Source organism: Streptomyces sp. NPDC031132 (assembly GCF_055570595.1).
This window is the reverse complement of sequence record NZ_JBVIGX010000073.1, coordinates 1-10,882: the sequence shown is the minus strand read 5'-3', so window position 1 is coordinate 10,882 and position 10,882 is coordinate 1. Positions and strand designations below refer to the sequence as shown.

The 10,882-nt window shown below is 69.6% G+C and carries 12 protein-coding genes and 3 pseudogenes; 6 read left to right on the top strand and 9 right to left on the bottom strand.

The features are described from left to right. Positions 1 to 101: 101 nt before the first annotated feature. Positions 102 to 518: a CBS domain-containing protein gene (locus ACZ49B_RS38775; protein WP_468315939.1), complete on the bottom strand. Its 417-nt coding sequence runs from the start codon at positions 516 to 518 to the stop codon at positions 102 to 104. A gap of 779 nt (positions 519 to 1,297) precedes the next feature. Between ACZ49B_RS38775 and ACZ49B_RS38770 the strand changes: the two genes are divergently transcribed. The 4 genes from ACZ49B_RS38770 (at position 1,298) to ACZ49B_RS38755 (ending at position 4,070) form a co-directional block, all read left to right on the top strand. Continuing rightward, on the top strand, positions 1,298 to 1,633 hold the full coding sequence (locus ACZ49B_RS38770; protein ID WP_468315936.1) for an STAS domain-containing protein: 336 nt from the start codon (positions 1,298 to 1,300) through the stop codon (positions 1,631 to 1,633). A gap of 378 nt (positions 1,634 to 2,011) precedes the next feature. Then, a complete protein-coding gene (locus ACZ49B_RS38765) occupies positions 2,012 to 2,287 on the top strand; it encodes an isoamylase early set domain-containing protein (RefSeq protein WP_468315934.1) in 276 nt (91 codons plus the stop codon). A 76-nt stretch (positions 2,288 to 2,363) separates the two neighbouring features. Further along, positions 2,364 to 2,603 (top strand): hypothetical protein, encoded by a 240-nt coding sequence (locus tag ACZ49B_RS38760; protein ID WP_468315932.1) that lies wholly within the window; start codon positions 2,364 to 2,366, stop codon positions 2,601 to 2,603. Between the two features lie 480 nt (positions 2,604 to 3,083). Then, complete coding sequence (locus ACZ49B_RS38755; protein WP_468315929.1) at positions 3,084 to 4,070, top strand: sigma-70 family RNA polymerase sigma factor; 987 nt, start codon at positions 3,084 to 3,086, stop codon at positions 4,068 to 4,070. 76 nt (positions 4,071 to 4,146) lie between these two features. Here the strand turns inward: ACZ49B_RS38755 and ACZ49B_RS38750 are convergent. From ACZ49B_RS38750 to ACZ49B_RS38740, 3 genes and pseudogenes are all read right to left on the bottom strand, one after another. Further along, positions 4,147 to 4,782: pseudogene (locus tag ACZ49B_RS38750) on the bottom strand (DUF998 domain-containing protein). An 84-nt stretch (positions 4,783 to 4,866) separates the two neighbouring features. After that, the gene (locus ACZ49B_RS38745) at positions 4,867 to 5,004 is read right to left on the bottom strand and encodes a hypothetical protein (RefSeq protein WP_468315928.1); all 138 of its coding nucleotides are present in this window, start codon (positions 5,002 to 5,004) and stop codon (positions 4,867 to 4,869) included. A gap of 202 nt (positions 5,005 to 5,206) precedes the next feature. Further along, the gene (locus tag ACZ49B_RS38740; protein WP_468315926.1) at positions 5,207 to 5,350 is read right to left on the bottom strand and encodes a hypothetical protein; all 144 of its coding nucleotides are present in this window, start codon (positions 5,348 to 5,350) and stop codon (positions 5,207 to 5,209) included. On the opposite strand from ACZ49B_RS38740, the gene ACZ49B_RS38735 reads away from it, so the two are divergent. After that, positions 5,349 to 5,639: a hypothetical protein gene (locus ACZ49B_RS38735; protein ID WP_468315924.1), complete on the top strand. Its 291-nt coding sequence runs from the start codon at positions 5,349 to 5,351 to the stop codon at positions 5,637 to 5,639. The two genes, ACZ49B_RS38740 and ACZ49B_RS38735, sit on opposite strands and share 2 nt — an antisense overlap. A gap of 48 nt (positions 5,640 to 5,687) precedes the next feature. Here ACZ49B_RS38735 and ACZ49B_RS38730 read toward each other — a convergent pair whose 3' ends face one another. Both ACZ49B_RS38730 and ACZ49B_RS38725 read right to left on the bottom strand, forming a co-directional pair. Further along, positions 5,688 to 6,026, bottom strand: coding sequence for a winged helix-turn-helix domain-containing protein (locus ACZ49B_RS38730; RefSeq protein ID WP_468315921.1), 339 nt, complete (start codon positions 6,024 to 6,026; stop codon positions 5,688 to 5,690). Then, entirely contained in the window at positions 6,023 to 6,328 is a 306-nt protein-coding gene (locus ACZ49B_RS38725) for a hypothetical protein (RefSeq protein WP_468315919.1), read from the bottom strand. Before ACZ49B_RS38725 ends, ACZ49B_RS38730 begins: the two co-directional genes overlap by 4 nt. A 1,139-nt stretch (positions 6,329 to 7,467) precedes the next feature. On the opposite strand from ACZ49B_RS38725, the pseudogene ACZ49B_RS38720 reads away from it, so the two are divergent. Continuing rightward, a pseudogene (locus ACZ49B_RS38720) lies at positions 7,468 to 8,588 on the top strand (IS630 family transposase). A 27-nt stretch (positions 8,589 to 8,615) separates the two neighbouring features. On the opposite strand, the gene ACZ49B_RS38715 reads toward ACZ49B_RS38720, so the two are convergent. The 3 genes and pseudogenes from ACZ49B_RS38715 to ACZ49B_RS38705 form a co-directional block, all read right to left on the bottom strand. After that, complete coding sequence (locus tag ACZ49B_RS38715; RefSeq protein WP_468315916.1) at positions 8,616 to 9,428, bottom strand: methyltransferase domain-containing protein; 813 nt, start codon at positions 9,426 to 9,428, stop codon at positions 8,616 to 8,618. A gap of 179 nt (positions 9,429 to 9,607) precedes the next feature. After that, positions 9,608 to 10,195, bottom strand: coding sequence for a GNAT family N-acetyltransferase (locus ACZ49B_RS38710; protein WP_468315914.1), 588 nt, complete (start codon positions 10,193 to 10,195; stop codon positions 9,608 to 9,610). Between the two features lie 105 nt (positions 10,196 to 10,300). Then, positions 10,301 to 10,633 (bottom strand): annotated as a pseudogene (locus ACZ49B_RS38705) (hypothetical protein); the annotation flags it as partial. Positions 10,634 to 10,882: the final 249 nt, after the last annotated feature.

Below are 10,882 nucleotides of genomic sequence, written 5' to 3'. Positions count from 1 at the left end.
CTACGTATCGAGTGCCTGGGTATCTGCATGGCGCGGGCCCCCACCGGCCGGTGGGGGCCCGCGCCATGCAGATACCCAGGCACTCGATACGTAGGGGCTGGTCAGTTCTCCGAGATCGTCTGGAGCAGGTCGCCGACCTTCGCATCCGGCAGCGCGCGGGCGACATCGGCAAGCGCGACGATGCCGACCAGCGTGTGCCCGTCGATGACCGGCAGCCTGCGAACCTGGTGCTCGCTCATGGTGCGCAGGATCTCCGCGGCGTCATCGTCGGCGCCGATGGTCACCGCTTCGCCTTGTGCGAGGTCGCCAGCCTTGACCGAGCCCGGGTCCTTGCCCGCTCCCAGGACCTTCACCACGATGTCCCGGTCGGTGAGCATGCCCTTGAGCTTCTCGTCCGTGCCGCAGATCGGCAGAGCTCCGACCTTCAGCTGGGTCAGCTTCTTCGCGGCCTCAAGGACCGTCTCCTGGGCGCCAATACACGTCGCGTCCGCCGTCATGATCTCGCGAGCCGTTGCCATCCGTCGTACTCCTTCGTCCTCGTGTGAACGGGTGCAGGCCAGCCCGCTCACGCAGACAGGCCACGAGACAGATGGATGCCCCCTGCCCTCGACCAGTAACGGCATTCGCCCGACAACCACCCCGGGACCGTGGCTGCCCGCGCGCGGCAGCGTCGCTCGCCCGGCGCTGGGGGCCGCGACGCCAGGATGGAATGCCGCAGGCGCACCAGCCTGCGGTAGCCGGCGGAGGAATCGAGCCGCCACAGGGCCGGCCTCCGACCGGTGCGCCTACGCCGGCATCGTCGAGCACTCCGTCTACCCCCACCGGTCACATCCCGGGCACCCGAGGCGATGCTGAAGTAGAACCCCCAGCAGGCAGCCCGTCCGGTGCAGTTCACGCGTCCACCCGTCCGTCGCGTCCGCCACCGCCTTGCCGCACGGGTTTCCGCACTCACCCCATTGCAAGCGATGCCCCCCGGCAGCCGTCCCACGAACCCGCCACCCTGGCCGCCGTGGCACTCAACGGTGCAGGAGCAGCCGCCGCTGAATCAGCCTCCCGCACAGCTGATGCCAGGGCCGCGGGTGAAGGAGCCGCGGGCATGGGCGCCGCCAGCACCGGTGCTGCAGCCGGGCGCGCCGGCGCGGCCCCAGAGCCGGGCTGCCTCGCGATGCGGGCGGCGTGGTGTCAGCGCCGACCAGACCAGGGCCCACCCGCACGATCTGCAGTGGCTGCAACGCCGCCAGGAGGCCTGCCCGTCCATACGTCCCCCTGCAGCGCAGCGTGCCGCATATTGGGTGGCATGGAAGATCAAGACCGCGAGCGCGGTGTGGGCGTGGGCGACGCGAACCGGCGCGTGGTCGTGCCCGTCGGCGGTGAGATGGACATCGACCGGGCCCCGATGCTGTACGACGTGCTGCATACCGCGATCACCCAGCCCGGCGGCCCGAGCCTGATCATCATCGACCTCGCCGAGCTGTCGTTCTGCGACTCGGCCGGCCTCAACGCCTTCATCCGGGCCCGGCACACAGCCGAGGTGCACGGCAAGCAGATCAGCCTCCGCAACCCGCAGCTGCAGTTCCTGCGCCTCCTGGAAATCACCGGTACCGACAGCCTCTTCCCGATCACGGACGCCTGACCCAGGACAAGGTGCTCCGTGATGCGCCGACCAGCGCCACGCCAGACGCCGTCCAACGCGTGCCCGCACTCCCGAACGGCCTACGCGGCCCCGCTTCGCGCGAGCGGTACGGGCAGGGCCGTGGCACGGTGGCAGGGCGAGGTGAGGTCCCCGCACGCGGGGCCCGGCCGGTCGAAGAAGCCACCCCGGCCGGGCCCCGCACCGCACCCAAAACCCGCGCTCCGCCGCCGAAGACGGTCTATCGCTGTCACCTGCACTCATCGGCCGAGACCCGGACAGGTGACCGGCGTCCAGACCACCGGCCGCGTCCCACCGGGGCCGGGCCCACACACGCGACGATGCCCGAGCCCGCCCGACCGCCTATGGCTGGAGAACACCGTGCTGGAACGCAAGAAGGTCAACGACCGCACCAAGGTCACCTTCGTCCTGCCCGAAGGCGACCCGGACGGCCCAGTCAGCGTCGTCGGAGACTTCAACCACTGGAACCCCGCCGCCCACCCCCTCACACCCCGAGGCGACGGCACCCGCACCGCCGAGGTATCCCTGCCCACCCACAGCACGCACACCTTCCGCTACCTCGCCGCCGGCGACTACTGGTTCAACGACGAACACGCCGACGGGCACGACGGCGCAAACAGCCGCCTCCACACCTGACCCCACCCCCGGAGGGCAGCCCGGCACGAACACCGGCACCGGGTGAACGGCGGTGCAACGAACGCGTTGTCCCGGCATGGACGAAGACTTCCTCGGCGTGCTCCTGGACGCCGCGACCAACACCCGCCTGAAGCTGCTGACCGCAGACGAAGCAAGAGCGGTCATGATGCTCCTCGGTGCCCTCGAAGACGAAACCCGCTCCGAAGAAGTACGACAGGCCGCCGGGGAGATGCGCTTCCGACTCGGCCCCCGCCTCGCCCTGCCTCACGACTCCGGTCACGGCCACGAAGATGCGGCGCAATCGTGGCACCGATAGCCGCGTCCGGCTCCGTGCCGGGCCTGGAGACCAGCACGGCGGCCAACAGGTGGTCGGCCGGCGGCTGGTCACCGAGGGCCGGCAGGGCACTGGTGCGCGCCTGGCTGACCGCCTGGGCTCCGCTCCGCCGGGAACGGGCCGCCACCGCGCAGGGCACGGCCCTGCTCCGGGCCAGCCGCCTACGGGGCGGGGGTGAACTCCCAACACCATCCCCGGGGCCTCCTCCACCCTCGCAGCCCCCACCATCAGCCTGCCCCCGGCAAGCGGCCCCGGCCCGGCACACGCCGCCGGACGAACCAGCACAGCAGGGTGCCCTCGAGACTTGTGACTGAGGGTCGTAGTCGGCCCGTCCGGCCAACTACGCGCTCAAGGTTCCCAAGCAGATCCTCGGAGGAGCCCCGCGCCTCCACCTTGGGGTGCTGCTCCTACAGTGGAGCGCCAGGTCAGCGGCCTGGGACTGTCTTTTTGGAGGAGTGCGGCATGGGGGATACCGGGGCGCCCGGCGCAGTGGCCGAGGGGCTTGAGGAGTGCCGGAGGGAGCTGACCGGGTACTGCTACCGGATGTTGGGGTCTTACGCCGAGGCCGAGGACGCTGTGCAGGAGGCTCTGGTTCGAGCGTGGCGGAGCATCGACCGCTTCGAGGGCCGGTCAGGCTTGCGGACCTGGGTGTACCGCATCGCCACCAACGTGTGTCTGGACGCCCTCGCATCGGGCAAGCGGCGGGCGCTGCCGATGGACTTGTCCAGCCCGAGCGGAGGCGGCACCCCGCCAGCGCCCCCGCAGGAGACCGTCCTGTGGGTGGAACCCTGCCCCAGCGGTGATCCGGAGGCGGCCGCAACGGCGGGCGAGTCGGTGCGGCTGGCATTCGTCGCCGCGCTGCAGCACCTGCCGCCCAGGCAGCGGGCCACTCTGATCCTGCGGGACGTCCTGTGCTTCTCGGCACGCGAGGTCGCCGACCTGCACAGCTGCACCGTCGCCTCAGCCAACAGTTCCCTCCAGCGGGCCCGAGCCACGCTGGACGACTGCCGCAACACGCCGGACGGGCCGGTAGCCCGGCCGTCCGGCGACAGCGTCCGCCAGGTGCTGGCCGAGCGGTACGCCACGGCCTTCTCCCGCCACGACGTGGAGGAGCTGAACATGCTCCTCCACGTCGACGCCACCCTGTGCCTGCCCCCGTACTCCAAGTGGATGCGCGGCCTCCCCGACATTCACGCCTGGCTCACCGGCCCCGCGATCGGCTGCCGCGGCTCACGGCTCGTCCCGACCGTGGCAAACGGATCCCCCGGCTTCGGCCAGTACCGCCCCCAGGCAGACGGCACCGGCTACGTGCCCTGGGCCCTCCAAGTCCTCGAGTTCCGCGGCGACCGGATCAGCGGCATCACGGCCTACCGTGACACCGAACGCCTTTTCCCGCTCTTCGGGCTCCCGGCCCGCCTGGGCAAAGCGTCACCCGACGCAGCGCTCTAGCCCGAGTACGTATCGGAGTCCTCGGCGAGGGCGTGAGCGACGAGGGGGCGTAGCGGGAGCGGCCGTCGGCCAGCGGTCAGTGATTAACCGGGTCGGAAGCCAGGCGTGTCGTGACCGCTGTCAGCCACAGCAGGCCGAGGCCTGCTCCGGCTGTGAAAGCCAGGACGGAAGCGGCGGAGGCGGCGAAACCGACAAGGACGGCGACGGGAACGAGACGCGAGGCCACGGCCCACCGGTGGTGGCCCCGGCCGAGAGCGAGCCGGCGAGCACGACCAGGGCGGCACACAGAGCGAGGTAGCCGGCCATGCCTGCGGCCATGTGGACTGCACCGTGGCTGCTCATCACGGTCGCGTCGGGAGCTCCGGCGGGAAAGCCCGCTCCGGCGTCGGCCGGGAAGACCGCCGCGGCCCAGAACGAGGCACCGAAGACACCGATCAGGGCGGGACCCCAGGTGCCGCCTGGGGTCCCGCCCAGCACTCGGCGAAGACCGACCGCCCCCATAACCAGCAGGGTGCCAGCGAGCAGGAAGTTCACTGTCTGCACCCAGCCCGCCTCGCCGAGCGCAAGCTGGCTGAGCGCGTTCCGGCTGAAATCGAAGCCGTCACGGGCGACGCCCTGCGCGACACCGGCCGCGATGCCACCGGCCTACCGCCGCGCGGGACGCGGGCGCTACGGGAGCGACATGTCGGGATGCACTGCGCGTGGGGGTCATGACCGAGCCTTCCTCAAGTTGCGTTGTCGCTCATCCGACCGGCCGAGATCAGCAAAGTCATCGCTCCCCGTAATGTGCGCTTGATCACGGTCCCAGCTCGTCGCGCCAGCGGCGTACGGTGGACTCGGACACGTTGTTGCCGCCGGCCAGGTCGGCCAGGCGCTGGTCGTGCCGCAGTACGGCCAGGACACCGCGATCTTCCCCGGCGGCAGGATCGTCCACCTGGACCGAATTGCCTTCAGATGACGCCGCAGCAGGTCGCGAGGTGGTTGACCGTGCGCGTGGACAGCGGTAGGCGGCACTGGTAGACAAGCGGGCAGGTGTCCTCGGCGCGCTGTTTGGTGTTCGTCACACAATTCCAACGGCCGCCGGGGGCGCCCCGGTTACGCCCGTGCCGAGCCGCTCCGAATGGCGGCGCTCCCGGTCACAGGCGGGTGGTGAACCGGCCGTCCGGCAGTTTCCGCAGCCAGCCGCGATCGACGAGTCTGACCAGTTTACTGCGCAGCGGTTCCAGCTTGGCCTTCACGCCGACGTCCACCCCCACCACCTCGCCGACCTCGCGGGCCATGACCGGTCCGGCGGCCTGCCGCACGGCGGCGATGGCGCGCCTGCCCGGGCGCCAGCCGGGCGGAGGCGCGTTCCTCGGCGAGCTGTTCGCTCACCCTCTCAAGGACGCGTTCGGCGACGGCGAGCTCATCCCGCTCAGCCCGCACCGCTTCCAGCTGCTTGGCCAGCTGTTCTTCGAGCTCGTCCAGTTCCGCACGTCGCGCGGTGATCCGTTCCAGCAGTTCGGGATCCAGCATGCATCGGATCGTAGAAGGCATCCGGGCGACACTGAGGAGAAGTCGACGGGCTGACTGAGAACGGCTGCTCACGCCGTGGCCAGCCGTTCTCACCCGTCCATCTCACTTCAATTCCAGTGGGCCCGCGATCGCCGTCAGCGCGGCAAGGTGGCGCCGGTAGGCATCCGCTCCGTCCTCGGTCAGATGCAACCAGGTCCGCGGCCGACGTCCGACCTGCCCTTTCTCAACTGTCACCCAGTCCGCTTGCTCCAGGCGCGAGACCTGTTTCGACAAGGCGGAGTCGGTGATCTCCACGAGATCCCGCACGTAGGCGAACTCGGCCTTCTCCACAGCAGCGAGAGCCGCGACGATCGACAGACGCACAGGCGAGGCCAGAAGAGGAGCGAGGCCGTGTCGGGGGTGAGGGCTGTGCCCTGCGCCGGCCGAGGCTTCCTGCGTCATGCGGCGCGCGCTTCCCGCCAGGCCGCCGCGGCAGCCGGCAGCGCGCATACGAGAGCAGCTACGGCGGCGAAGGCGACGCTGTTCATGAAGACCGTGTAGCCGAGCACGAGGGCCAAGACGTAGGCGGCCGTCCAAGCGACCATCACTTTGATGTGCAAGCCGCCGTAGCCGCGCGGAGTCACAGGCTGTCGTACGGCGAACAGCCACAGGTAGCCCATGTACCAGCGGCTTCGCACCCGCGCGGTCGCCTCGATCCGGGCAGTCCCCTTCAACGCTGCAGCTGCATCAGCCTGTTCACTCATGACACGCCCCTCCCGTCGCCGCCGAGGCATCCCCTTTTGCATCCCGGCATCTACTTGCCATAGCAGCAACTACTTGACGGTCTGGAGGAGTCGACAGCGTGCATGCGGACCTAGCCGCCTGAAGTCGGCATCACCCCATGCTGTTCGGTCCGGGCCTACCAGATCACTCTCCGTGGCGCGGCCCGCGTAGCCAACAAGCCGCCACCGGCTTGTCCGGCAGCCGGCTCCCACAACGGGCGGGCACGGCCGGTGCCGTCCGCAATGGACGCACCGGCCGCCCCCGGGCGGGCTGCGGGCCCCGATGGTGCCGATGGCCTGGCGCAGGAGCTGGGTGAGGCCATCGACATGGGCCGTGTGGAGAGCGAGTTGGTGGCGCCGGTCGAGCAGGATCTCCAGCGGCGGCATGGACTTCAACTGCGACAAGATCAACTTCTACTACCTGGGATGACTCCCAGCTCGCCATCTCCGTTTGGGACGGAGTCCGGGCCGCCGCGCTCCAGACGGTGACGCCACGACCTCGGGAACATCCCGCCACGCGCTCCGGACGCTGGGCAAGCCCTCCGTGCCGGGGGCTTGCCCAGCAGAACCCGCGACCGATCCGTATCCCACGATCGGTCAAACAGCACGTGGTGCCGTGACCGACCCGTGCAACTCCCGACCGAGGCGGCACCGGTCGTCGATCACCCGTCATCGGCCAGCTGCAGTGCGCCGGGAAGCCCAGGGACGGCCGTTACCGACGCCGCCTGGCCGGAGCGCCTCCGGCCAGGGTGGGCAAGCCGGTGTTTGGGGCGGCTTGCCCAGGCTCCCCTTGGGCTTGTCCGGCGCCGGTCAGCGGCCGACGGCTTCGGGATAGCGGGCACGGCGCCGGTGCGGGTCGTCAACGCCGATCTCGTACCAGGGCTCGCCGCGCTGAAGGCGGGGCAGGGTGTTGGCCCACACAGGGAGCCCGCGGCACGATCCGCCAGGACGACGTGCAGCCGCGGGAAGGTCTTAGCTTTGCACCCTCGAGGTGTGACGGCCCCGAGCCGGGGGCGCCGCGGCCCATGCAGGCGCCCTAGTGCCTGACCGCATAGGTTCGCCTGGTTGGTGGTCGTGTCGGTTGGATGTGCGGTGGCGTCCGTCCGACCGCTGGAGGTGCGGTGGCTGAGCCTGTCCGTGTGCGCAGACTGACCGACCAGGAGGGTCAGAAGCTGCAGCAGATCGTGCGCCGCGGCAGCACCAGTTCGGTGCGCTACCGGCGCGCGACGATGCTGCTGGCCTCGGCCGGCGGGAACCGGGTGCCGGTGATTGCCCAGCTGGTGCAGGCCGACGAGGACACCGTCCGGGACGTCATTCACCGGTTCAACGAGATCGGCCTGGCCTGCCTGGACCCTCGGTGGGCGGGAGGCCGTCCCCGCCTGCTCAAGCCTGACGACGAGGACTTCGTCATCCGTAGGGCCACCACCCGCCCCACCAAACTTGGTCAGCCCTTCACCCGCTGGTCCATCCGCAAACTCGCCGCCTATCTGCGGAAAGTTCACGGCCGGGTCATCCAGATCGGCCGCGAGGCCTTGCGTTGCCTGCTCGCCCGCCGCGGCGTGACCTTCCAGTGCACCAAGACATGGAAGGAATCCCGGCCCCCGACCGTGAGGCGAAGCTGGACCGGATCGAGGAGGTCCTCGACCTCTTCCCGGACCGGGTCTTCGTCTTCGACGAGTTCGGCCCGCTCGGGATTCGTCCCACGGCGGGTTCGGGCTGGGCCGAGCAAAGCCGGCCCGAGCGGCATCCCGCTACCTACCACCGCACCCACGGGGTGCGCTACTTCCACGGCTGCTACTCGATCAGCGACGACACCCCGTGGGGCGTCAACCGCCGCAGAAAGGGTGCCGCCAACACCTTGGCCGCGCTGAAGTCGATCCGGTCCGCCCGCCCGGACGGCGCCCCGATCTACGTGATCACGGACAACCTGTCCGCCCACAAGGGCGCCGACATCCGCCGCTGGGCGAAGAAGATCAAGGTCCAGTTGTGCTTCACCCCGACCTACGCGTCCTGGGCGAACCCGATCGAAGCCCACTTCGGACCGCTGAGGCAGTTCACCATCGCCAACTCGAACCATCCCAACCACACCGTGCAGACCCGGGCCCTGCACGCCTACCTGCGGTGGCGCAACGCCAACGCCCGCCACCGCGACGTTCTGGCCGCCGAACGCAAGGAACGCACCCGGATCCGCAGCGAGAGAGGCATCCGCTGGGGCGGACGCCCCCTCGCGACCGCGGCCTGATGCGCCGCATACCGCCTTCACCCGTGGTTATCGGCCTGACAGGGGCAGCGTGCCCGCAGTGAGGAAGAACGTGACGGCATAGGTGAAGCGGCCTGTGCGCACGGCGTCGTCGAACTGGGTCACGAACCGGTCTGCGTCCACGGGGTCGAGGTAGCCCCGGGCTGCGGCTGTGTGCGCCCAGGTGCGCAGGCCCATGACGTTGTCGGCCGCCGAGGGGTCGCGCACGACCAGGGTCCGGGCTTCCACCGTGATGTCGTGGATGCCTCGGGCCGCGAGCATTCCGGCATGCCTGTGGGCCAGCGAGCCGTTGCGCAGGCTCACGTCGGCCCTGAAGCACAGCACCCGGCGGGCGAGCTCCTGGTCGTCGATGTCGAGTACCTGGGTGTCGTAGTCCGGGTCGGCCAGGGCGACGCGGCCGCCGGGTCGGACCACCCGTAGCAACTCGTCGAGCACCCGGGCCGGTTCAGCGACGTGCTGCACAACCCGGTCGGCCCAGGCGCCGTCGAACCGACCCGCTGCGAACGGCAGCCGGTGCCCGTCCGCGACAGCGGCGCGTGGCAGTCCTCGGTCCCGTGCCTGCGCGATCATCGTCAAGGAGCTGTCGACCGCGACGACCTCGGCCCCGCTGCGCGAGCGCAGGGCCACGGCTGCATCCCCGGTACCCGCTCCGACCTCAAGGAACAGCCCACCGGTCTCGGCATGCAGGAACTCTTGCAACCGCTGCTTGTAAGCGGCGTAGAACGGCTCCGCGCTCAGCTGGTCCAGGACCTGAATCCACTCAGCCGGCCGGGGCTGCGTGTCCACCGTCGTGAAACCGTGAGCAACACCATGATCATTCATAGGAGCACGCTAGACGTGCCGAGTAAGCCGGTGGACCTTTCCAGACAGAGCACTAGCCACTCAAAAATCGCAGCCCGGGACGCCTACCGCCCCGCTTCGCCCGCTGGGCGGGGCGGGCACACCCCGCACCTCCGGTTAAGAGGTCGTCTCGTTTGGTGCAGGAGTGGCTGGAGTTGAACTCAGCCGGTCTTAGATAGTCCGGTGGGGACAGTGCCGTTCAGGGGTGCCGTAGGGCGGTTCAGGCGCCAGATCACGTCGATTCCGCTGTCCGAGGGGGCTGCGGGCGGCGTTATCTGCTCCCGTCGGACTTCACCGAAGCCCAATCGCGGCGGGATGGCGCCACTGGAGACATTAGCCAGGTCGTGTGCGATTTCCAGGTACTCCACATCCGGCAGGGAGAATGCCTCGTTCGCCAGGGCCGCCGCCGCTCGCGTGCCAATGCCCTGGCCGGTGGCGCCCGGGTGCAGCCAGTAGCCCATCATCCAGCCCTGAGGTTCGGCCCCGCGGTAGGCCGAGCACATGCCGATCAGTATGTCGTCCCGGGCTATGGCGTAGTTGTACGCATCACCGCTGTCCCACTTCGCGTCGGACTTCGCGAGGTAGTTGCGAGTGCTCTCCTCGCTGTGACGGGCGACCCACGGCATCCACGGTCGCAGGTGGTCCAGAGACTCCTCGATCAGCTTGAACGCCGGATCGAAGTCGCTCTGCCCCCTCCACCGTCGCAGGTTGAAGTCTCCGCACTCGATGATCTGCCTCGGCCGTTCCATAGCGGCCATGATTGTCTCGCGGAGCGATTCCCCGCAATGAGATATCGAGCACCGAGAAGCCGCCTAAGGGCTGTCCCGCAAATGACCTTCGCAGCCCGCAGTGGGCTATCCCATGACCGCTCGGGCCGCGTCGAGAAAGGCCAGTCTGTTGTCCTCCAGGTAGTCGCGTACGCTCTCACCGTCGGGCAAGCCTTCCCACACGGTCCGGTTGAGGTCGAGGAAGTACTTGCGTGCCGCGTCGTGCACGGGCAGCGGAAACTGGATACGGATCAGTCGTTCCGCGACCTAGAGTCTGTTCATGGTGTCTTGGGTCGTGAGGAACCAAGGGGTCGTGTCGTCCCACTCGCGCGGTCGGCTGAAGGCCGCGCGCTCCGCCTCGGCCCCCACCTCGACGAACCGCTCCAGCAGCGTAAGCCGCTCCGCACGCCGGGCCTCCGACGAATGAACGTGCCCACTGGCAGCGCCACTGGCCCACCTGGTCGACGCCGACGGCCAGCTGCCCAACATCGCACCCGGCGTGCTGAGGGATGGCGACGACATCGGCAAGTGGCTCCAGCAGCAGAAGCAGCCGGCCACCTGGGCGCGCTCCTGCCCGAACAGCAGGAGCGCCTGACCAAGCTCGGCGTACAAGCCGCCCAGATGCCCACTCCCGTCTCTGCGGCTGGTCGCGAGGCAGGGGGGCCGAGC

Excerpts from the sequence above, each read along its gene's own strand:
- ACZ49B_RS38775 (WP_468315939.1), bottom strand. The coding sequence starts at position 518 with ATGGCAACGGCTCGCGAGATCATGACGGCGGACGCGACGTGTATTGGC.
- ACZ49B_RS38770 (WP_468315936.1), top strand. The coding sequence starts at position 1,298 with ATGGAAGATCAAGACCGCGAGCGCGGTGTGGGCGTGGGCGACGCGAAC.
- ACZ49B_RS38760 (WP_468315932.1), top strand. The coding sequence starts at position 2,364 with ATGGACGAAGACTTCCTCGGCGTGCTCCTGGACGCCGCGACCAACACC.
- ACZ49B_RS38755 (WP_468315929.1), top strand. The coding sequence starts at position 3,084 with ATGGGGGATACCGGGGCGCCCGGCGCAGTGGCCGAGGGGCTTGAGGAG.
- ACZ49B_RS38735 (WP_468315924.1), top strand. The coding sequence starts at position 5,349 with ATGACCGGTCCGGCGGCCTGCCGCACGGCGGCGATGGCGCGCCTGCCC.
- ACZ49B_RS38740 (WP_468315926.1), bottom strand. The coding sequence starts at position 5,350 with ATGGCCCGCGAGGTCGGCGAGGTGGTGGGGGTGGACGTCGGCGTGAAG.
- ACZ49B_RS38730 (WP_468315921.1), bottom strand. The coding sequence starts at position 6,026 with ATGACGCAGGAAGCCTCGGCCGGCGCAGGGCACAGCCCTCACCCCCGA.
- ACZ49B_RS38725 (WP_468315919.1), bottom strand. The coding sequence starts at position 6,328 with ATGAGTGAACAGGCTGATGCAGCTGCAGCGTTGAAGGGGACTGCCCGG.
- ACZ49B_RS38715 (WP_468315916.1), bottom strand. The coding sequence starts at position 9,428 with ATGAATGATCATGGTGTTGCTCACGGTTTCACGACGGTGGACACGCAG.
- ACZ49B_RS38710 (WP_468315914.1), bottom strand. The coding sequence starts at position 10,195 with ATGGAACGGCCGAGGCAGATCATCGAGTGCGGAGACTTCAACCTGCGA.